This is a genomic window from Brevundimonas sp., assembly GCF_044336875.1.
In the GTDB taxonomy this organism is placed as follows: Bacteria; Pseudomonadota; Alphaproteobacteria; order Caulobacterales; family Caulobacteraceae; genus Brevundimonas.
Map to the genome: position 1 here is coordinate 165,609 of NZ_JBIIOP010000002.1, position 21,114 is coordinate 186,722.

Annotated in this window: 19 protein-coding genes; 14 read left to right on the top strand and 5 right to left on the bottom strand. The window is 69.6% G+C overall.

Going from position 1 to position 21,114, the window contains the following annotated elements; genetic code table 11:
* Positions 1-24 precede the first annotated feature (24 nt).
* The 6 genes from ACIQ1T_RS04195 to ACIQ1T_RS04220 are packed head-to-tail and all read left to right on the top strand — an operon-like array spanning position 25 to position 5,760.
* A complete protein-coding gene (locus ACIQ1T_RS04195) occupies positions 25-1,305 on the top strand; it encodes a lipopolysaccharide biosynthesis protein (RefSeq protein WP_395943275.1) in 1,281 nt (426 codons plus the stop codon).
* Positions 1,289-2,437 (top strand): UDP-galactopyranose mutase, encoded by a 1,149-nt coding sequence (glf, locus tag ACIQ1T_RS04200; protein ID WP_395943276.1) that lies wholly within the window; start codon positions 1,289-1,291, stop codon positions 2,435-2,437. Before ACIQ1T_RS04195 ends, glf begins: the two co-directional genes overlap by 17 nt.
* Positions 2,434-3,339 (top strand): glycosyltransferase family 2 protein, encoded by a 906-nt coding sequence (locus ACIQ1T_RS04205; protein WP_395943277.1) that lies wholly within the window; start codon positions 2,434-2,436, stop codon positions 3,337-3,339. Before glf ends, ACIQ1T_RS04205 begins: the two co-directional genes overlap by 4 nt.
* Positions 3,327-4,574: an O-antigen ligase family protein gene (locus tag ACIQ1T_RS04210; RefSeq protein WP_395943278.1), complete on the top strand. Its 1,248-nt coding sequence runs from the start codon at positions 3,327-3,329 to the stop codon at positions 4,572-4,574. The genes ACIQ1T_RS04205 and ACIQ1T_RS04210 overlap by 13 nt, the downstream gene beginning before the upstream one ends.
* The gene (locus tag ACIQ1T_RS04215) at positions 4,571-4,903 is read left to right on the top strand and encodes a glycosyltransferase (RefSeq protein ID WP_395943279.1); all 333 of its coding nucleotides are present in this window, start codon (positions 4,571-4,573) and stop codon (positions 4,901-4,903) included. Before ACIQ1T_RS04210 ends, ACIQ1T_RS04215 begins: the two co-directional genes overlap by 4 nt.
* Positions 4,900-5,760 carry a glycosyltransferase gene (locus ACIQ1T_RS04220; protein WP_395943280.1) on the top strand — a complete coding sequence of 287 codons (861 nt, stop codon included), beginning with the start codon at positions 4,900-4,902 and terminating at the stop codon, positions 5,758-5,760. Before ACIQ1T_RS04215 ends, ACIQ1T_RS04220 begins: the two co-directional genes overlap by 4 nt.
* Here ACIQ1T_RS04220 and ACIQ1T_RS04225 read toward each other — a convergent pair.
* Genes ACIQ1T_RS04225 through ACIQ1T_RS04235 form a run of 3 tightly spaced genes read right to left on the bottom strand, consistent with a single transcriptional unit; the run spans position 5,700 to position 8,409 of the window.
* The gene (locus ACIQ1T_RS04225) at positions 5,700-6,776 is read right to left on the bottom strand and encodes a glycosyltransferase family 4 protein (RefSeq protein ID WP_395943281.1); all 1,077 of its coding nucleotides are present in this window, start codon (positions 6,774-6,776) and stop codon (positions 5,700-5,702) included. The genes ACIQ1T_RS04220 and ACIQ1T_RS04225 overlap by 61 nt on opposite strands.
* A complete protein-coding gene (locus tag ACIQ1T_RS04230) occupies positions 6,769-7,908 on the bottom strand; it encodes a glycosyltransferase family 4 protein (RefSeq protein WP_395943282.1) in 1,140 nt (379 codons plus the stop codon). Before ACIQ1T_RS04230 ends, ACIQ1T_RS04225 begins: the two co-directional genes overlap by 8 nt.
* Before the next feature lie 39 nt (positions 7,909-7,947).
* On the bottom strand, positions 7,948-8,409 hold the full coding sequence (locus tag ACIQ1T_RS04235) for a peptidylprolyl isomerase (RefSeq protein WP_395943283.1): 462 nt from the start codon (positions 8,407-8,409) through the stop codon (positions 7,948-7,950).
* A 72-nt stretch (positions 8,410-8,481) separates the two neighbouring features.
* On the opposite strand from ACIQ1T_RS04235, the gene ACIQ1T_RS04240 reads away from it, so the two are divergent.
* Both ACIQ1T_RS04240 and ACIQ1T_RS04245 read left to right on the top strand, forming a co-directional pair.
* Positions 8,482-9,192, top strand: coding sequence for an RlmE family RNA methyltransferase (locus tag ACIQ1T_RS04240; protein WP_395943284.1), 711 nt, complete (start codon positions 8,482-8,484; stop codon positions 9,190-9,192).
* Between the two features lie 222 nt (positions 9,193-9,414).
* On the top strand, positions 9,415-11,745 hold the full coding sequence (locus ACIQ1T_RS04245; RefSeq protein ID WP_395943285.1) for a TonB-dependent receptor family protein: 2,331 nt from the start codon (positions 9,415-9,417) through the stop codon (positions 11,743-11,745).
* Positions 11,746-11,790: 45 nt separating this feature from the next.
* Here the strand turns inward: ACIQ1T_RS04245 and ACIQ1T_RS04250 are convergent, their stop codons facing one another.
* Together ACIQ1T_RS04250 and ACIQ1T_RS04255 are read right to left on the bottom strand one after the other, a co-directional pair.
* The gene (locus ACIQ1T_RS04250) at positions 11,791-12,342 is read right to left on the bottom strand and encodes a DUF2061 domain-containing protein (protein WP_395943286.1); all 552 of its coding nucleotides are present in this window, start codon (positions 12,340-12,342) and stop codon (positions 11,791-11,793) included.
* 70 nt (positions 12,343-12,412) lie between these two features.
* Entirely contained in the window at positions 12,413-13,960 is a 1,548-nt protein-coding gene (locus tag ACIQ1T_RS04255) for a cation:proton antiporter (RefSeq protein ID WP_395943287.1), read from the bottom strand.
* A gap of 141 nt (positions 13,961-14,101) precedes the next feature.
* Between ACIQ1T_RS04255 and guaB the strand changes: the two genes are divergently transcribed.
* From guaB to ACIQ1T_RS04285, 6 genes are all read left to right on the top strand, one after another.
* Positions 14,102-15,559 (top strand): IMP dehydrogenase, encoded by a 1,458-nt coding sequence (gene guaB / locus ACIQ1T_RS04260; protein WP_395943288.1) that lies wholly within the window; start codon positions 14,102-14,104, stop codon positions 15,557-15,559.
* 4 nt (positions 15,560-15,563) lie between these two features.
* Positions 15,564-15,965: an MAPEG family protein gene (locus tag ACIQ1T_RS04265; RefSeq protein WP_395943289.1), complete on the top strand. Its 402-nt coding sequence runs from the start codon at positions 15,564-15,566 to the stop codon at positions 15,963-15,965.
* A 1-nt stretch (position 15,966) separates the two neighbouring features.
* Complete coding sequence (locus ACIQ1T_RS04270) at positions 15,967-17,268, top strand: RsmB/NOP family class I SAM-dependent RNA methyltransferase (RefSeq protein WP_395943290.1); 1,302 nt, start codon at positions 15,967-15,969, stop codon at positions 17,266-17,268.
* Positions 17,265-17,975 (top strand): 5'-methylthioadenosine/S-adenosylhomocysteine nucleosidase, encoded by a 711-nt coding sequence (locus tag ACIQ1T_RS04275; RefSeq protein ID WP_395943291.1) that lies wholly within the window; start codon positions 17,265-17,267, stop codon positions 17,973-17,975. The genes ACIQ1T_RS04270 and ACIQ1T_RS04275 overlap by 4 nt, the downstream gene beginning before the upstream one ends.
* Complete coding sequence (gene guaA / locus ACIQ1T_RS04280) at positions 17,972-19,534, top strand: glutamine-hydrolyzing GMP synthase (RefSeq protein WP_395943292.1); 1,563 nt, start codon at positions 17,972-17,974, stop codon at positions 19,532-19,534. The genes ACIQ1T_RS04275 and guaA overlap by 4 nt, the downstream gene beginning before the upstream one ends.
* A gap of 290 nt (positions 19,535-19,824) precedes the next feature.
* Positions 19,825-21,078: a tyrosine-type recombinase/integrase gene (locus ACIQ1T_RS04285; RefSeq protein ID WP_395943293.1), complete on the top strand. Its 1,254-nt coding sequence runs from the start codon at positions 19,825-19,827 to the stop codon at positions 21,076-21,078.
* Positions 21,079-21,114 lie beyond the last annotated feature (36 nt).

Below are 21,114 nucleotides of genomic sequence, written 5' to 3' on the forward strand. Positions count from 1 at the left end.
AGGGTTGATGCGCGGGGGCGATCCTTGGGGGCGCGGGGGGGCGGACACCGGCTGTGGTCGGGACGGGGGGCGGTCGACGCCCTGCTGGTCTATGCCGCCCACGGGCTGCGTTTCCTCGCGCCTCTGCTGCTCTATCCGGTGCTGACGCGCCGGTTCGGCGTCGAAGCCTTCGGCCTCTATGTGGCGGCGACCGCCCTGGCGATGATCGTGGCGGTGGTGGTCGACTATGGAGCGTCCATAGCCGGTCCGCGCGATATCGCGAGCGCGCGCGAGACGACCGGCCCCGTCGTGGGGCGGACGCTGGCCTTGCGCGCCGTGCTGGTTCCGCCCGCCTGCCTGATCGGCCTGGGCCTGGGCCTGATCAATCCTGTGCTGAGCGGGGCAGGAGACGTGATCGGCGCGGCGGTGGCGCTGGGCGTGGGGCAGGGCGCCAGTCTGCTGTGGTTCTTCCAGGGGATGCGGGATCCGGCCGCGGCCGCCCTGGTCGAGGTCGCCGCCGCCCTGGCGGCGGCCGCCGTCGTGCTGGCGACGCCGGGCCTGGGCGTCGGCGGGGTGCTGGTCGTCCAGGCGGCGGGAATTGGGCTCGGCGTCGTCGTCTGCGCGGCGATGATGAGGCGGCGATGCCGACCGGTGTGGCCACAGGCGGGCTTCGTACGGCGCGGACTGGTCGAGGGGTTTCCGCTGTTCGTCGGTCGGGCCGTGATCATGGCCTATACGGGAGGCGGGGGTCTGGTCGTGGCGGCGCTGGCGGGACCGGCCCAGGCCGCCGTCTATGGGGTGGCGGATCGACTGACGGCGGCGGTCGGCTCGCTGCTGCGGCCGCTGGCGGGACTGGTCGGCCCGCGGATTTCGACCCTGTTGTCCGAGGACGCGCCCGCCGCCTTTCGCACTGCACGGTGGAGCCTGGCGGTGACGCCGCTGCTGTTCCTGGCGGCGGCGGCCGGACTGTACGGCGCGGCGCCGGCGGTGGTGCGGCTGGCGGTGGGAGACGGGTTCGACGAGGCGGTCGGGGTGCTGCGGATCCTGGTCTTCGTCCTGCCCCTGGTGGCGGCCAGCCAGGTGCTGGGACTGCAGTTGATGACCCCGCTGCGGATGGACGGCCGGCTCGCCCTGATGGTCGGGATCGGCGGGGTCGCCACCCTGGCGCCGGCCCTGCTCCTGGTCCCGGTCTTCGGCGCGACCGGCATGGGCTGGGCGCGGATCCTGGGCGAGGCGGTGGTCGTGGGCGCCTGTCTGGCCTGTCTGCGACCGTACTGGCGGGCGCTGTTTCCGGCGGGCGGAGGACGCGATGTCCCGGCGGTATGACTGGCTGATCGTCGGGGCGGGCTTCACCGGGGCGACGACGGCCGAGCGGCTGGCCCGGGGTCTGGGGCAAAGGGTCCTGGTCATTGATCGGCGCGACCATCCGGGCGGCAACGCCCATGACCGGCGCGACGAGGAGGGGCGGCTGTTCCATCCCTATGGACCGCACATCTTCCACACCAACAGCGGGCGGATCTTCGACTATCTGAGCGGCTTCACCGACTGGCGGCCGTATTTCCATAGGGTGCGGGGCCATGTGGACGGCCGGCTGGTGCCGGTGCCGTTCAATCTGGATTCGATGCGACGGTTGTTCCCGGCCGCTATGGCCGAGCGGTTGTCGGCGCGGCTGATCGACGTCTTCGGCTTCGGGGCGCGGCCGACCATCGCCGACCTGATGGCGGCGAGCGACGACGCCGACCTGCGGTTCCTGGGCGACTATGTCTTCGACCGGGTTTTCGCCCACTACACCCGCAAGCAATGGGGCATGGAGGCGGGCGCGCTGGATCCGGCGGTGACGGGGCGGGTGCCGGTGGTGGTCAGCCGCGACGACCGCTATTTCTCCGACCGCTACCAGGCCATGCCGCGCGACGGCTATGCGGCCCTGTTCGACCGGATGCTGGATCATCCGAACATCCATGTGTCGCTGAACACCGACCTAGCCGAGGTCGAGCCGGGGCGGTTCGATCGGATGGTCTATTGCGGGGCCCTGGACGACTATTTCGGGCGGTCGGCGGGCGACCTGCCCTACAGGAGCCTGCGGTTCGAACATCAGGTCGCGCCGGTCGCCGACGGCCTGCCGGTCGGGACCGTCAACTATCCCAACGAGTTCGACTTCACCCGCGTCACCGACTTTCGCCACCTCACCGGCGAGCGGGCCGAGACGACCCGTCTGGTGACCGAATATCCCATCCCCCACACGCCGGGGGCGACCGAAGCCTTCTATCCGATCCCGAGCGAGGCCTCGCGGCGGCTGGCGGACCAGTACCGGGCCATGGCGCGCGATCTGGAGGGGCGGGTCTGGTTCGCCGGACGGCTGGCGGATTATCGCTATTACAACATGGATCAGGCGGTGGGGCGGGGGCTCAGTCTGGTGGAGAAGGCGCTGGCGCCGGCGATCCTGAAGGCCGCCGCGTGACCGTCTGGGCGGTGGTGGTGACCTGGAACCGCCAGGATCTGCTGCACCAGTGTCTGACGCACCTGGCCGCCCAGACGCGGCCCTGCGACCGGATCCTGGTGGTCGACAACGCCAGCGACGACGGGACGCCGGAACGGCTGGCCCGGGACTGGGCGGGGCGGGTCGACAGGCTGCGGCTGCCGGTCAATACGGGCGGGGCCGGGGGATTCAATGCGGGAATCCGGGCGGCGGTCGAGGGCGGCGCCGGACGGATCTGGCTGATGGACGACGACGTCCTGCCGGCGCCCGATGCGCTGGAACGCCTGCTGGCGGCCGAAGCCGATCTGGCCGGCGAGGGCCTGGAGGCGGCCTTCCTCTGTTCCAGCGTCCGCACGCCCGAGGGGCTGCTGACCAATATCCCGGAGATCGACGGACGGACCAACGCCCTGGGTTATGCGGCCTGGGGCGAGCGGCTGGCGCGGGGTCTGTTGCCGGTGAAACAGGCGACCTTCGTCTCGGTGCTGATCCGGCGGTCGGCGGTGCTGAAACACGGATTGCCGCTGGCGCCCATGTTCGTCTGGGGCGACGACACCGAATATACGCTGCGGCTGTCGGCGGACCGGCCCGGGTTTCTGGTCGGAGCCAGCCGGGTCGAGCATGTGCGGGTCGCGCCGGGTTGGCTGACGATCGAGACCGAGGACGATCCGCGCCGCGCGGCGCTCCACCGGCTGCTGACCCGCAACGTGATCCTGGCCAAGCGACGACACGAGGGGCGGGCCTCGGCCCTGCGCTATGCGGGCTCGCGTCTGCGCATCGCCCTGCGGCTGGCGAGGCGGGGGCGGTGGCGCAGGGCGGGCCTGCTGGTCGCCGGGGTGGTCGACGGCTGGCGGTTCGCGCCGGAGGTCGAGTTTTGCGCGCCCTGATCTGGCGCGCGCCGTCCGCGCCCTGGGCGGGGCTGCGATGGTCGGACGTCCGCGCCGCCTATGAGGCCTGGGCGCTGGTTCTGCTGGGGTTGGGCGTCGCCCTGCCGGTCTTCCTCGCGCCCGGCTGGGTCAGCGCCCCGCGCCTGGGCGATCTGGCGCTGGCGGCGGCCCTGCCTCTGGTCGTGCTGCAATGGGGGCGGATGGGGCCGGCGTCGCGGGCGGCGGGGCCGGCGGCGGCCCTGGTCCTGCTGGTCACCGTCCTGATCCAGGCGGGGCGTATCGGGCAGGCGCTGAACGTCTCGGACCTGGCCTTCTGGTTCCGGTGGCTGGCGGCGGCCCTGGTCGCGCCGGCGGCGGGGGCGATGATGGCGGCGGAGGCCGGGCGGCGGCGGCTGTTCTTCGCCGCCGTCCTGGCCGGAAGCCTGTTTCATCTGGCGACCTATGGTCTGCTGGCCCTGTTCGGACGGGACGCGCTTCAGGCCGTGGGCCTGGCCTCGCCGCGCGCCGCCTTCACCTCGGTCGCGGCCCATGTGCGGATCACGACGGTGGCCGAGCATCCGAACGCGGCCATGGCCATGATCGGTCTGGCCGTCCCCGCCGCCGTCGCCCTGATCGGCGGGCGATGGGCGCGCCGGCCGCTGGAGCTGGGGGCCGCCGGCGTGGCGGCGGTCGGTTTCCTCTGCACCCTTTCGCGGGGCGGATTGATCGCGGCGGCGGCGGCGGGTCTGGCGCGCGCCGTGGTGGGGCGGCGCTGGAACGCGCCCGCCAGCCCCCTGGGCGTGCTGCTGGCCGTCTGCCTGCTGAGCGGCGGGCTGATCGCCCTGCAGGTGACGCGGGTCGATGTCGATCTGAGCCGGTTCGCCGCGCGGTTCGACCTGGAGCAGATGGACGACAATCTGCAGGGGCGGGTCGCGACCTGGACCCGGACGATCGATTTCGTCGTCGACCAGCCGCTGGGCGTGGGCTGGTCCACCGCCGACGAACTGGGCGCCTTCCGGGCCCTGACGGTCAGCCACAACGGCTATCTGTTCATGGCGCGGACGCTGGGGCTGGGGGCCGCGCTCGCCGCCCTGGGCCTGCATCTGTGGTCGGCGGCGCGGCTGGACGCCCTGACGCCGTTGGCGGTCTATCTGCTGGCGATGATGTTCAGCGAGGACCTGGCCCAGGGCGCGGGGTTCGTCTTCCTGATCTGTCTGGTCGCGGCGACCGCCTGGCGAAGACCGGTGGCGCCGTGAGGGTGCTGCTGGTCAACAGCCTGTATCCGCCGGCGGACATCGGCGGGGCGGAACGCAGCGTGGCGCAACTGGCCCGGGGGCTGGTCGACGCGGGCGTCGCGGTGTCGGTCCTGACCCTGAGCGCGGGACCGGACGCCGGCGTGACGACCGAGGCGGGCGTCACGATCCACCGGACGACCCTGCGCCACCTCTACTGGCCCTATGACGGGAAGCGACGGCCGGCGCCGGCGCGCGCGGCCTGGCACGGGCTGGAGGCGATCGGTTCCCGGATGGACGGGGCGGTGATGCGGGCGGTCGAGGCGACGAGGCCGGACCTGATCCACAGGTGACGACCGGCTTCGCAGGCGCCGCGCACCGGGTGGCGCGACGAGAGGCGCTGCCGCTGGTCCAGACCCTGCGCGACTATTCGACGATCTGTTCGCGGGGGGCGCTGTTCCGGAACGGGCGGCGCTGCGCGCTGCGCTGTCTCGACTGCGTGGTGTTGAGCGCGGGGCGGCGGCGCGACGCGGCGGGCGTGGCCCATGTGGCGGCGGTCAGCGCGGCGGTGCTGGCGGCGCACCGGGCGGCGGGGTTCTTTCCGGACGCGCCCGCGACCATCATCGGCAATGCGGCGGGGCCCGGCGTCGTCGTCGAACGGGGCGACGGACCGCCGACCTTCGGCTTCATCGGCCGGATCGAGCCGGAGAAGGGGATCGAAGTCCTGCTGCGCGCCGCCGTCGGGCTGGACGGCGACTGGCGGCTTCGGATCGCCGGACGTGGCGAGCCCGCCTGGGTCGAACATCTGAAACGGAGCTTCGCCGATCCGCGCATCTCCTGGCTGGGCCAGGTCGAGACGGACGGCTTTCATGCCCGGGTCGATGTGGTGGTCGCGCCGGCCGTCTGGGCCGAGCCGTTCGGACGGGTGGTGGTCGAGGCCCTGGCGCGCGGGCGCGGCGTGATCGCATCCCGCATCGGCGGCCTGCCCGAGGCGGCGAACGGGGGCGCCGTTCTGGTCGAGCCTGGGGACGTGACGGGGCTAAGGGCGGCGATGGCGCAGGTTCTGGCCGATCCCGCATTCCGGCGCCGCAGGGCGCCGTTCCAACCCGTCTGGACCGAGGCGTCCATCATCGACGCCCATCGCAGCCTTTATGGGTCGGTCCTGGCCAGCAAGGCCTCCAGGGCCTGGGCCGACCGGTCCCAGCGATAGAGGGCCACGCGGGATCGACCCTGGTCGATCCGGGTCGGCGCCGGGGCGAAGTCCAGCAGGGCGCCCATCTGCTCGGCCAGGGCGGCGTCGTCGGCGGCGGGGAAATACAGGGCGGCGTCGGCGCAGACCTCGCGCACGGCGGGGATGTCGGAGGCGATGACCGGACAGTCCTGCGCCATGGCCTCCAGCGGCGGAATGCCGAAGCCCTCGTACAGGCTGGCGAAGATCAGGGCGCGGGCGTCCCGCAGCAGGGCGGCGACCTCGGCGTCGCTGCGGCGGCCGGCCAGGATCAGGCGCGGATCGCTTCCGGTGTCGGTCCGATCGAACACCGCAGGCGCCGGGGCGCCGATCAGCACCAGCCGCACCTCCGGGTCGGGCAGGCGGCGCAGGGCGCGGATCATCACGCCGATGTTCTTGTTGGGCGTCAGATTGCCCAGGGCGACGAAATAGGGCCGGCGCGTCAGGTCCAGATCGTCGACGATCCGGCAGCTCGGCCTGACGCGGCTCAGATGGTCCGCCCCGTTGGACGCAACGGCGATGGTCGCGGCGGGGCGGCGCAGGACGGCGGCCAGCTCGTCGCGCGAGAAGGCCGACACCGTGGCCAGAGCCGCCCGCGCCCCCAGCATCCGACCCAGCGCGCGATGGAAGACGGCGTAGCCCCGGCGGAAATGTTCGGGATGGCGGAAGACGGCGGCGTCGTGGATCACCACGGTCTGGCGAGGATGCAGCACCGGTCCCGACCCGCCCAGGGACAGCAGCCGCCCGCGCCGCGCGGCCCAGGCCAGGCCCGTCTGTTCCCAGACATGGCCGCGACCGCCCGGCGCGACCCGCACCGCGATGGCCCGCAGGTTCAGCCCGCTCGCATCCGCCCCTTCTGGAACCAGCAGGACATAGCGGCCGGCGCCGGGGCGCCGGTCCAGGGCGCGGACGATCTCGCGGGCGTAGCGCTGGACCCCGCTGAGCGGCTGGGCCAGGAAGCGGCCGTTGATGAAGACCGGGGCGGTCGGATCAGACACTGGCCATGCGCCGCCGGCTGAAGGCGCGACGATAGACGGCGACGGTGTCGGCGGCCATGCGGGCGGCGGAGAACCGGTCTTGCAGACCAAGGGCGATCTGGGGCCTGCGCCGCCTTTCCAGCGTCTCGACCATGGCCTGGGCCAGCTGTTCCGCCGTCGCCGAGACGGGCAGGCGTTCGACGCGTGCGCCGGCGTCCGACACGGCCGAGACCCCGCCGACCTCGGTGGCCAGTATGGGCACGCCCGCCATCGCCGCCTCGATCAGGGCGTAGGAGAAGCCCTCGTAACGGCTGGTCATGGCGAACAGGTCGAACCCGGCCATCAGGTCGCGCGCGTCGCACGCGCCGATCATGCGGATCGCATCGCCGCCGGCCGCGCGCGCCGCCCCGGACAGCGCGCCCTCGCCGATGATCACGCCGACGATGTGCGGATTGCGGGCATGGGCCAGACGCACGGCGCGGGCGAAGCGGACAGGATCCTTCTGCGGGCACAGCCGGCCGACGAAGCCGACGACCCTGGCGCGGGGCGGCAGGGCCAGGGCGCGGCGCGCGGCGCGGCGATCGGCCGGGGTCGCGACGGCCAGGCCGTTGGGTATGGTGTGCAGCCGCGCGTCCGGGAACCGCCAGCGCCGGGCGTGGCGGGCCTCTTCGTCCGACACGGCGATGACCGCCTCGCTGGTGGATCGGGCCAGCAGCATCTCGATCATTCCGTACAGCCGGGCGCCGAGACCCGAGGCGTGCAGCGTGTACAGGGCGTGCGGGGTGTAGATGCGGCCGGCCGTCGCCGGGGCGGCCAGGCGCACCAGGGCCCCGGCCTTGGCGCTGTGGCCGTGGACGATGTCGAACGGTCCCAGGCGGTCGATCAGACGGCGCAGGTCCAGCAGGGCGGCGATGTCCCACGGGCCGACGGCGCGGCGCATGGGCAGGCGTTCCAGATGTCTGAGGGGCAGGGCGGCGGCCTCGGCCTCGAACCGCAGCTCGGCGCGGGTGGGCGAATAGATCAGGGAAACGCTGTGGCCGTCATTGATCAGGGCCTGGGCCAGATCGATCACATGACGTCCGGAACCGCCGCCCGACGGTTCGATCACCAGCAGTATGCGCACGTCGCGTCCCCCGAGGATCGTATCGGTCATGCAACCAATACGATCTTCGGAAAACGTCAAGATTGTATGTTAGTTCACCGTCGCCTTGACGATCTTGCCGGGCGCGCGCGGCGGCTCGCCCTTGGGCAGGGCGTCGACGTGTTCCATGCCCGATTCGACCTGGCCCCAGACGGTGTACTGGCGGTCCAGGAAGGTGGCGTCGTCGAAGACGATGAAGAACTGCGAGTTGGCGCTGTTGGGATCCGAGGTGCGGGCCATCGAGCAGACGCCGCGCACGTGCGGCTCGGCCGAGAACTCGGCCTTCAGGTTCGGCTTCTTGGAGCCCGAGGTGCCGGTGCCGGTCGGATCGCCGCCCTGGGCCATGAAGCCCGGGATCACGCGGTGGAAGACGACGCCGTCGTAGAAGCCTTCCGAGGCCAGTTCGGTGATGCGTTCGACGTGGCCCGGGGCCAGATCGGGGCGCAGCTTGATGACCACGTCGCGGGCTTCGCCGTCGCCGGTGTCCAGGGTGAAGGTCAGGGTGTCGGCCATTTCGGTCGTCCTCTTGGTGTTGATTTGAGGCGGGACATAGCCCGCATCGCCGGTCGGGGCTATGTGGGAACGATGAGCGAAGACGAAAAGCCCCAAGAACGCCGCCGCATGGTGAAACCGCCCACGGGCGGGACCGCCGCCGGACGCGGCATGGGCACCAAGATGAAGACGGCCGACACCAAGTCCATGTCGAGCCAGCAGTGGATCAAGCGTCAGCTGGCCGACAAATGGTCCGAGAAGGCGCGGGCCGAGGGCTGGCGTTCGCGCGCGGCCTTCAAGCTGATCGAGATCGACGACAAGTTCCGTCTGATAAAGCGCGGCAGCAAGGTCATCGACCTGGGCGCCGCGCCGGGCGGCTGGATCCAGGTGGCGCTGGATCGCGGCGCGACGGCCGTGGCGGGGGTCGATCTGCTGATGATCGAGCCGATTCCCGGCGCGACCCTGCTGCAGGCCGACTTCACCCGTCCGGGCGTGGACCAGCAGCTGATCGACGCCATCGGCGGGCGGCCGGACCTGGTCCTGTCCGACATGGCCCACAATACGGTCGGCCACCGCCAGACCGACCACCTGAAGATCATCGCCCTGATCGAGATCGCCGCCGACTTCGCCATCCGCACCCTGCGGCCGGGCGGGAATTTCGTGTCCAAGAACTTCCAGGGCGGCGACGCCGGCGGGGTGCTGGCGCGGCTGCGCGAGGAGTTCGAGACGGTGAAATACGTCAAGCCGGCCTCCAGCCGTAAGGACAGCGCCGAGGTCTTTCTGGTGGCGCTGAACAAGCGATGAGCGGCGACGCCGGCTGGCGTTCTCGTCAGCCGCGCGACGCCCGGATTTCCTGATCGTGACGCTTCGTCCGAACCCTGTCCAAGCGTAGCCTTAAGGCCACGTCGGTCGACGAATGTCGGACAGGACGCGGTTGTCATCAAACCCCTGCGAACCGGTCGCAAGGCGGTCATCACGGATCGCTAGCCCGGCGATCGCGCATTGAGCGCTGTTAGCGGGGGCTAAATGACTTCCAATCGTTTCCTTTCGGGCGCGTCGCTTCTGACGCTGGCCCTGTTCGTCGTTCCGGGCGTCGCGTCCGCGCAGGACGCCGCCGTCGCCATGGCCACGGCCGACGCCCAGGCGACCCAGGTCGACGAGATCATCGTCTTCGGTCGCGGCCAGACGCGCCAGCAGGCCTCGGTCACCGCCGCCGCCATCGCCGTCGAAGCCCCGGGGACCAGCCCGCTGAAGGCCATCGAACGCCTGCCGGGCGTCAGCTTCCAGTCGGCCGACGCCTTCGGCGCCTATGAATGGTCGGCGCGCATCACCCTGCGCGGCTTCAACCAGAACCAGCTGGGCTTCACCCTGGACGGCGTGCCGCTGGGCGACATGAGCTACGGCAACCACAACGGCCTGCACATCTCGCGCGCCATCATCTCCGAGAACGTCGGCCGCGTGGACGTGGCCCAGGGCTCGGGCGCGCTGGGCACGGCGTCCAGCAGCAATCTGGGCGGCACGGTCGAGTTCACCAGCCGTCGTCCGACCGAGGATTTCGGCGTCGACGTCTCGGGCGCCTTCGGCAGCGACGACACCCTGCGCGGCTTCGTGCGCCTGGACAGCGGCGCCCTGGGTTCGACGGGCACGCGCCTGTCGCTGTCCTACGCCGATCAGAGCGCCGACAAGTGGAAGGGCGTGGGCGAGCAGAAGCAGCAGCAGATCAACGCCAGCTTCGTCCAGCCGATCGGCGCCGGCGAACTGCGCGGCTTCGTCAATCATTCCGAGCGTCGCGAGAACGACTATCAGGACATGTCCCTGGGCATGATCGACCGCCTGGGCCGCGACTGGGACAATATCTCGGGCGACTACGCCCTGGCGGTCCAGGTCGCCGACATCTACCAGGCCAATCCGGCCGGCGACTGCGCCGCCAACGCCTATCCCGACCCGATCCTGTGCGTGGACGACGCCTATTTCAACGCCGCCGGCCTGCGTGACGACACCATCGGCGCCCTGACGCTGGAGTATCCGATCACGGACCGCCTCAGCGTCTCCCTGACCGGCTACGGCCACAAGAACGAAGGCCAGGGCCTGTGGTGGACGCCCTATCTGGCCACCCCGGCGGGCGCCCAGGGTCAGGACGGCTCGGTCATCGCCACGCCCGGCCCGATCGCCATCCGCACCACCGAATACGACATCGACCGCAAGGGCGCGATCGGCGCGGTGAAGCTGGAGCTGGGCGCACACAGCCTGGAAGCCGGCTTCTGGGTCGAGGACAACGACTTCAACCAGGCCCGTCGCTACTACGGGCTGAGCCGGGGCGGCGACGGCGGCCGCGACTCGCTGGAGTTCCAGCGCAACCCGTTCGCGACCGAGTGGGCCTATAGCTACAACACCCAGACGACTCATCTGTACCTGCAGGACAGCTGGGCGGTGACCGAGGCCCTGACGATCAACGCCGGCTTCAAGTCGCTGAGCGTCGAGAACGAGGCCAGCACCGTCGTCGGCGTCAACAAGACCGGCTCGATCAAGGCCGAGGACAACTTCCTGCCCCAGGTCGGGATCAGCTACGACCTGAATCCCGACCACCAGCTGTTCGCCTCCTACGCCGAGAACATGCGGGCCTTCGAATCCTCGAACACTGGCGGGCCCTTCTCGGCCTCGGCGGCGGGCTTCGCGGCGATCCGGGATACGCTGCAGCCGGAGAATTCGCGCACCATCGAGGCCGGCTGGCGTTTCCGCTTCGACGGCGGGCTGCAGGGCTCGATCGCGGCCTATGACGTCGAGTTCGAGGACCGCCTGCTGGTCGTCGCCCTGGGCGCCCCGATCCTGGGCCTGGGCAACGGGATCCAGAACGTCGGCGGGGTGAAGAGCCGCGGCTTCGAGGCCGCCGCCCTGTGGACCTTCGCCTCCGACTGGTCGGCCTTCGGCTCTTACAGCTACAACGACTCGACCTATCAGGACGACGTGGTGGACGGCGCGGGCGTCCTGGTCGCCGCGACCTCGGGCAAGCGCACGGTCGACACGCCGGAAAACCTGTTCCGGGCCGAACTGTCCTATGACAACGGCGCGGTGTTCGGCGCCCTGGCGGCCGCCTATACCGGCGAGCGCTTCTCCTCCTACATCAACAATGAGAGCGCCGACGCCTACACCACGGTGGAGCTGACGGCCGGCTATCGCTTCGACGGCACGGGCGGCTGGCTGGACGGGACGGCGATCCAGCTGAACGTCGTGAACCTGACGGACGAGGACTATATCTCGACGGTGGGTTCGGGCGGCTTCCAGAACTCGGCGGGTCGCCAGACCTTCCTGCCCGGCGCCCCGCGCCAGGTGTTCGCCAGCATCCGTCGCCGGTTCTAGGTCACGTGGGCGGGGATGCGCCTTCGGGCGCGTCCCCGGTCTTCGTCAGGCCGTGGCGACGCTGGCGCGGGCGCGACGGTCCTCGATCCGCGTCCAGATACGGTCGTGGAGGGTGAAGAAGACCGTCTGCACCAGGGGTTCGATCACGCCGATGGTCAGGGCGACGGCGAGGTCGCCGGTCAGGGCGAAGGCGACTGCGACCGCCACGGTGAAATGCATGAGGCCATAGGTCACCGTCTTCAGGGCGATCTGCCTGAACGAGCGGGGCAGGGCGTGGCTGTGGCCGTGATGGCGGTGGGCGTTGTGCGCCCGCTGCTGCTCCTCCGGCGACATGATGTCGAGACGGGCGGTGAAGGCCTCGGCCGCCTCCTCGATGCCCGAGGCCATGCGACGTCGCTCGATCCGGTGCCAGACGCGGTCGTGGATCGAATAGGCGAGGGTCTGGAAGACCGGCTCGACCATGCCGACCGCCAGGGCGAGACGCCAGTCGCGGGTGATGGCGAAGGCCACGAGGATGGCCACGACCAGGTGCATGAGGCCGTAGCTGGCGATCTTCAACGCCAGTTTGCGCGCGGTGCTCAGGATGGCTTCGACCATGACGAGAGAATGGTGATGCTGCGAACCGGTTGCAAACCAATATAATCTATCGCGACGATAAGCCCGACCTTCACCTTATGACCGGCGTCAAAGCCAGTTCGTGGCGGTCCAGTTCCTCCTCCAGCTGGTAATAGGCCGCGTCGCTGATCGTCCCCTCCAGCCGCAGGGTCAGAAGCCGGTCGCGCTTGGCCTGCAGCACCGTCAGGGCCAGGTTGTCGACGGGGAGCAGAACCCGGCCGTCGCCGTCGTCGATCCCGTTCAGCGCCGCGCGTCGTTCGCTGTAGTCGGCGCGGAGGCGGTCGGCCTGGGGATCGGTCCGGCCCTCGATGGATTTCAGGGCGGCCTCGACGGACGCGATCCGGGCCAGACGGATGTCGGCGTCCAGGGTGTCGTCTCCGCCCAGGCGAAGCGCGCGGATCAGCGGGCCAAGGGTCAGGCCCTGGACGACCAGGGTGCCCATGACCACGACGAAGACCGACAGCAGGATCAGGTCGCGCATCGGGAAGTCGGCGGGCAGGGCGTAGGCGGCGGCTAAACTGACCACGCCGCGCATCCCGGCCCAGGCGACGACCAGACCGCTGCGGGCCGTGGGCGGCGACATGCCCGGCGGCGGATTGGCGCCCCAGACATGGTTCTTGAACCGCACGACCGTCCCATAGCCCATGACCCAGGCGAAACGGGCGGCGACGCAGGTGGCCAGAACCGCCAGGGCGAAGACGGCGTAGTCGCCGCGCTGGGCCGGGGCGAGGTTCTCCCAGATCGGGCCGATCTGCAGCCCCACCATCATGAAGGCCATGGCGTTCAGGCCGAAGACCACCGTCTCCCACACCGCATAGGCGGGCAGGCGGACGCGGGCCGGATTGCGGGCGCCCATCCGCGACACGGCCATGGCGAAGACGACGATGGTGATGATGCCCGACAGGCCCAGCCGCTCGGCCGCGATCCAGACGCCGAAACCGCCGACGAACTGCAGCACGATGGCGGGCGGCGGATCCTCCAGCCGACGCATCAGCCGGTCCTGCAGCCAGGCCACGGCGACGGCGAAGACGACGCTGCCGACCAGGGCCCAGACCACCTGAAGCGGCAGGGCGGCGCCGGCGGGCAGGGCGCCGACCGTCGCCGCCACGGCGAAGCGATAGACCAGCAGACTGCCCGCATCGTTGAACAGGCTCTCGCCCTCCAGCACGGTGCGGACCCGGTAGGGGGCGGGCACCAGCCGCAGCACGGCGGTCGCGGCGGCCGCATCCGGCGGGGCGACGATGGCGCCCAGGGCCACGGCCGCCGCCCAGGGCAGGGCGGGCATCAGGGTTCGGGCGACCAGGGCGACGGCGACGGTGGTGACGGCCACCGCCGCCAGGCTGAGACAGGCGATGGGCACGATGTTTCGCCTGAGATCGCGCAGCGAACTGTCGAAGGCCGCGTCCAGCAGCACCGGGGCGACGAACAGGGCCAGGGCCAGTTGAGGGTCCAGGCCGATGTCGGGGGCGAAGGGGATGAAGGCCGCCCCGGCGCCGGCCATGGCCAGAAAGGGCGGGAAGGGGGCCTTCAGCCGCCCGGCCAGCAGCGACAGGACCACGGCGGCGGCCATCACGATCAGCAGGGCTTCGAAGGCGTGCATGAGGCGATCAACGTCTTACGGCGGCGCTTCGTTCGCAACCTGTCGCGAAGCGTGATCGCGAAAGCGGCCTCTCCGCGTCGCTAGGCCTTGCCGTGCCCCCCCGCAGCCCGTTATACGCGGCCCGCAAAACGGAGACTCCCTATGGAGATACGCGAAGGACTGACCTTCGACGATGTTTTGCTCGAACCCGGCCCGTCCGAGTTCATGCCGGCGATGGTCGATGTCTCGACCCAGCTGACACGCGACATCAGACTGAACATACCCCTGCTGTCGTCCGCCATGGACACGGTGACCGAAAGCCGCCTGGCCATCGCCATGGCCCAGTCCGGCGGCCTGGGCGTGCTGCACCGGAACATGACCATCGAGGAGCAGGCCGACGAGGTCCGCGCCGTCAAACGCTATGAGAGCGGCATGGTGGTCAATCCGGTGACCGTCGGCCCGCAGACGACCCTGGGCGAGGTTCGCCAGATCGTCGAACGCAAGAAGATCACCGGCTTCCCGGTCGTCGATCCGGCCACCGGCAAGCTGGTCGGGATGCTGACCCACCGCGACATGCGGTTCGAGAGCGACCTGAACGTCACGGCGGCCTCGCTGATGACCACGGGCGACTTGATCACGGTGCGCGAGGGCGCCAGCCGCGAAGAGGCCCGCGAACTGCTGAAGACCCGCAAGATCGAGCGGGTCATCGTGGTGGACGAGGACTATCGGGCCGTCGGCCTGATCACCATGAAGGACATCGAGAAGGCCCAGGCCTTCCCCAACGCCGCCAAGGACGAGCAGGGCCGGCTGCTGGTCGGCGCCGCCTCGACCGTCGGCGACGCCGGTTACGAGCGGGCCATGGCCCTGGCCGACGCGGGCGTGGACGTGGTGGTGATCGACACCGCCCACGGCCATTCGGCCTCGGTCGCCCAGGTGGTCGAGCGGATCAAGCGCGAGTCGAACCGTCTGCAGGTCATCGCCGGCAACGTCGCCACCTATGACGCCACGCGCGCCCTGATCGATGCGGGCGCCGATGCGGTCAAGGTCGGCATCGGTCCGGGCAGCATCTGCACCACCCGTATCGTTGCGGGCGTGGGCGTGCCCCAGCTGACGGCCGTGATGGACGCGGCTCGCGCCGCGCGCGGCACGGGCGCCTCGGTCATCGCCGACGGCGGCATCAAATATTCGGGCGACCTGGCCAAGGCCATCGCGGCCGGAGCGAACGTGGCCATGATGGGCTCGATGTTCGCCGGCACCGACGAAAGCCCCGGCGAGGTCTTCCTGTACCAGGGCCGGTCCTACAAGTCGTATCGCGGCATGGGTTCCGTCGGGGCGATGGCGCGCGGCTCGGCCGACCGTTATTTCCAGAAGGAAGTCTCGTCCGAGAAGCTGGTGCCCGAGGGCATCGAGGGCCAGACCCCCTACAAGGGGCCGATCAGCCCGGTCCTGCACCAGATGGTCGGGGGCTTGCGCGCCTCGATGGGCTATGTGGGCGCCGGCACCATCACCGACTTCCAGGAGCGCGCCCGTTTCGTCCGCATCACCGGCGCGGGCTTGCGGGAAAGCCATGTCCACGACGTGATGATCACGCGCGAGGCGCCGAACTACAGACAGGGATAAGGCCATGACGACCGAACTGACCTATCTGGCCCTGACGCTGATCCTGGCGCTGGTGCAGGTCTTCCTGCCGGCCGGGGCGCGGACGGTCGAGTTCGGCTCGAAGTGGAATGCGGGCCCGCGCGACGAGACGCCGACAGCGACCAAGCCGCTGACTGGTCGTCTCGAGCGGGCCCAGGCCAACCTCTACGAAACCCTGCCGCTGTTCATCGGCGCCGTGCTGATCGCTCATGTGATCGGCGCGGACGGCGCCCTGACCCTTTGGGGGACGGCCCTCTATTTCTGGGCGCGCGTCGTCTATGTGCCCCTTTACGCCTTCGGCGTTCCCTATGTCCGGTCGCTGGTCTGGGTGGTCTCGCTTGCGGGACTGGTCCTGGTCCTGGCGTCCCTTTTCATTCTGAAAGCCTAGATTGACCCCAGCCGCCCGCCTCGCCGCCGCCGCCTCCGTCCTGGACTCCATCGCCCAGGGCCGCCAGCCGGCGGAAACCGTCCTCAAGGCCTGGGGGACCGCCAATCGCTACGCCGGATCCAAGGACCGCCGCGCCATCGCCGACCGGGTCTACAAGGTGCTGCGCGCACGCGGCCGCCTGTCGTGGATCATGGGCGGGCGCGAAGACGGCCGCGCCCTGGTGATCGGCTCGCTGCACGCCATCGACGGCCTGCCGCTGGACGAGATCGAGACCCTGCATTCCGGCGACGGCTACGGCCCGCGCCCCCTGTCGAAACAGGAACGCAGCCGTATCACCGCGGGGCAGGGCGAACTGCCCGGCTGGGTCGCCGCCGGCCTGCCCGAATTCGTGGTCGAGGACTTCAAGGCGACCTTCGGCGACCGCTGGGCCGAGGAGGCCCATGCCCTGATGGCGCCGCGCGCGCCCATCGACCTGCGGGTCAACGACGCCGCCGCCACGGTGGACGAGGTCGAGGCCGAACTGAGCGCGGCCGAACTGTCGGTCTCGCGCACCCCCTGGTCCGCCCTGGGCCTGCGCGTCCCGTCGGAGCCGCCGCCCAATATCCAGGCCCTGGACGGCTTCAAGGCCGGCAAGTTCGAGATCCAGGACGAAGGCAGCCAGGTCGTCTGCTGGCTGGCCGGCGCGCAGCCGGGCACGACCGTCGTCGACTATTGCGCCGGCGGCGGCGGCAAGACCCTGGGTTTGGCCCAGGCCATGGGCGGGCAGGGCAAGCTGGTCGCCTCCGACGTGGTCAACAAGCGGCTGGAGAACATCCGTCCCCGCCTGCAGCGCGCGGGCGTCGAGGCGGACCTGGTCCTGATCGGTCAGAACGGCGGCGGTCTGGAAGACCTGAACGGCCAGGCGGATCTGGTCTTTGTCGACGCGCCCTGCTCGGGTTCGGGCACCTGGCGTCGCCGGCCCGAGGACGCCTGGCGTCTGACGGCGGACGAGGTCGAGAAGCTGCACGCGCTGCAGGTCCGCATCCTGGGCCAGGCGACCAGGCTGGTGAAGCCGGGCGGGCGTCTGGTCTATGTCACCTGCTCTATGCTGGCGCGCGAGAACGAGGCCAGCGCCGACGCCTTCGAGGCCGCGCACCCCGACTTCCGCCCCGTGCCGGTCGCCGAGGTCCTGTCGGCCCCGCAACTGACCGAGGCGGCGCGCGCCCGGTTCGCCGAACTGGGGCAGGGGACGCGGCTGCGTCTGTCGCCCGCCTCGGCCGACACCGACGGCTTCTTCGCCGCCGTCTACGAGCGCGCCGCATGAGAATCGACCGGCACGGCGCCGTCGCGGTCCTGCCGGTCATGGCCGCTCCCGCCGAGTACGGCGAGGCGTTGCGCGGTCGGATCGATCCGCTGATGACCGGTATCGGCCCGGTCGAGGGCGCTGTCGTCCTGACCGCCGCCCTGGCGCGGCTGGAGGCGGCGGGCGACCTGCCGGACCTGATCGTGTCCCTGGGCTCGTGCGGCTCGCGGGTGCTGGAGCATGCGGCCGTCTATCAGGCCTCGTCGGTGGCCTATCGCGACATGGACGCCAGCGCCCTGGGCTTCCCGAAAGGGGTGACGCCGCTGCTGGACCGGCCCGCCGTCATGCCCCTGCCGTGCCCCATTCCCGGCGTGCCGGTCGCGCGCCTGTCGACCGGGGGCAATGTCGTCTCCGGCGCCGCCTATGAGGCCATCGACGCCGAGATGGTGGACATGGAGACCTGGGCCCTGGTTCGCGCCGCCCAGACCTTCGGCCTGCCTCTGGTGGCGCTGCGCGGCGTATCGGACGGCCGCGCCGAGCTGAAGGCGCTGGAGGACTGGACCTCGACCCTGCATCACGTCGACCAGAACCTGGCGATCGCTCTGGATCGCCTGATCGGCGTGCTTGAGGCCGACGGTCTCGCCGCCCTTGAAATCCCCGATCTTGAAAATCAGGCCCTACAGGGCCAAGACCCCGCGCAACTCTTTCCGGATTCGATCAGCCCATGACCACGCCGCAAGACCACCAGAAGGTCCTCATCGTCGATTTCGGCAGCCAGGTGACGCAACTGATCGCGCGCCGCCTGCGCGAAGCCAGCGTCTATTGCGAAATCCATCCGTTCCAGAAGGCCGAGGCGGCCCTGGCGGGCATGAACCCGGCGGCCATCATCCTGTCGGGCGGTCCCGAGAGCGTCCACGAAGAGGGCAGTCCCCGAGCGCCCCAGGCCGTGTTCGAGGCGGGAGTGCCGGTGCTGGGCATCTGCTACGGCGAGATGACCATGTGCGAGCAGCTGGGCGGCAAGGTCGAGGGCGGCCACACTCGCGAGTTCGGCCGCGCCGAGATCACCGTCGAGAAGACCTCGCCCCTGCTGGCCGATCTGGCCCCCGTCGGCGAGGAAGAGACCGTCTGGATGAGCCACGGCGACAAGATCGTCGCCATTCCGGAAGGCTTCGACGTCGTCGCCTCCTCGACCGGTTCGCCCTATGCGGTGATCGCCGACGAGGGCCGTCGCTTCTACGGCGTCCAGTTCCACCCCGAGGTGATGCACACCCCGCGCGGCCATCAGATACTGAAGAACTTCACCCACGGCATCGCCGGGCTGAAGGGCGACTGGACCATGGCCGCCTATCGCGACGAGAAGATCGCCCAGATCCGCGAACAGGTCGGCGACGCCAAGGTGATCTGCGGTCTGTCGGGCGGGGTCGACTCATCGGTCGCCGCCGTGCTGATCCACGAGGCCATCGGCGACCAGCTGACCTGCGTCTTCGTCGATACCGGCCTGCTGCGCAAGGACGAGGCGACCCAGGTCACCACCCTGTTCCGTGAGCACTACAACATCCCGCTGGTGCATGTTGATGCGTCAAAGGAATTTCTGGGCGAACTGGCCGGGGTCTCCGACCCCGAGACCAAGCGCAAGACCATAGGCCGGCTGTTCATCGAGGTGTTCGACCGCGAGTCCGCCAAGATCGAGGGCGCCGAATTCCTGGCCCAGGGCACCCTCTATCCCGACGTGATCGAGAGCGTCTCCTCGTCCAGCGGCAAGGCCCATGTCATCAAGAGCCACCACAATGTCGGCGGCCTGCCCGACTATATGAAGCTGAAGCTGGTCGAACCCTTACGCGAACTGTTCAAGGACGAGGTCCGCGCCCTGGGCCGCGAACTGGGCCTGACCGACGCCTTCGTCGGCCGCCACCCCTTCCCGGGGCCGGGCCTGGCCATCCGCATCCCCGGCGAGATCACCCCGGAGGCCGTGGCCACCCTGCAGGAAGCCGACGCCATCTATCTGGAGGAAATCCGCAAGGCGGGCCTCTACGACAGCATCTGGCAGGCCTTCGCCGTGCTGCTGCCGGTCAAGACGGTCGGGGTCATGGGCGACGCCCGCACCTACGAAAAGGTTCTGGCCCTGCGCGCCGTCTCCTCGACCGACGGGATGACGGCCGACTTCTACCAGTTCCCCTGGGACGTCCTGGGCAAGACCGCGACCCGGATCATCAACGAGGTCCGCGGCGTCAACCGCGTGGTCTACGACGTCACGTCCAAGCCCCCCGGCACCATCGAGTGGGAATAGTCCCGACCCTTCGGTAGCATTCGGTATCGCTTCCGAAACGGCCACTAACCACCTGACAACATTGTGAATTCTATCGAGACCCTTCGGAGCCATTCGGAGGGTCTCTTTTCGTTTTGTCGGACTGGCCGACGGTACGCCGCTGCATTGATCTGGCGGACCCGGGCTCATACCGTCCTGACATCGGGCCACGCCCTGACGGTATTCATTTCCCGCAAGTAATTGAGATTAAGTGGAAAAACCGTCTCGGCGCTACCGAATTCGAAGGACCGGCGGCCAGAGGCGTTTATACCGTGCTTACCGACACTGCGCTGAAGAATTTGCGTCCGAAAGCAAGGGCTTACAAGAGTACCGACAGGGACGGCATGTACGTCTATGTCTCGACGGGCGGCGCAATCTCATTCCGCTACGACTACCGGTTCAACGGCCGGCGAGAGACGGTGACGCTCGGCCGCTACGGCCGGGCCGGACTCACATTGGCCCAAGCCCGCGAACGGCTGATCGAGGTGAAGAAGGCGATCGCGGACGGGGTATCGCCCGCCGTTGAAAAGCAGCGCGCCAAACGTCGCCTGAAGGAAGCTCGCGATTTCGCACAGGTCGCCCAGGGCTGGATGGACCGTGCGCCGATGGCGGACAGCACCCGAGACATGCGCCGGGCGATTTTCAATCGGGACATCCTGCCAAAGTGGAAGAACCGCCTGCTGAGCGAGATCACACCCGACGACCTGAGGGCGCACTGCAAGGCGATTGTGGATCGCGGGGCGCCCGCCACGGCGATCCATGTCCGGGATATCGTCAAACAGATTTACGGCTGGGCCATTCTCCACGGCGAGAAGATCGACAACCCTGCGGACGACGTGGGTCCGGCTTCGATCGCCACCTTCCGACCGCGCGATCGGTCACTCACCCCAGCCGAAATCCGGATCATGCTGATGCTCCTGGGTGAGGTGGCGACCCTGCCCACCATCAGGCTCGGCTTGAAGTTCATCCTGCTCAGCATGGTTCGGAAGAGCGAACTTCAGGACGGGGTATGGACGGAGGTGGATTTCGGGAATGCGGTCTGGTCGATCCCGGCCGCACGCATGAAGCGCTCGCGGCCTCACAACGTCTATCTCTCCACCCAGATGCTCGACATCCTGGTCGCCCTGAAGACCTGCGCCGGCAACTCGAAATACATCCTGCCGTCGCGCTACGACGCCGATGCGCCGATGTCGCGGGCGACCTTCAACCGCGTCACCAGTGCAATCGCTGAAAGGGCCGGAAAGGGTGAGCTTCCGCTCGAGCCTTTCACCGTCCACGACCTGCGCCGGACGGCCTCGACCCTTCTGCACGAGATGGGCTTCAACTCGGACTGGATCGAGAAAGGCCTCGCTCACGAAGAGCGATCTTCGCGAGGCGTCTACAACAAGGCGGAGTTCGAGACCCAGCGCCGCCACATGGCGCAGGAGTGGTCGAACGCCGTGGACGCGTGGGAAGCGGGTCGCGCCTACACTCCGGTTCTGACCGTGTCAGAGGTCAAAGCACCGCGTTTTGATCCGAAATTGTGAAATGCATCGGGGGATGCCAGCAGAAATTGCAGGGAC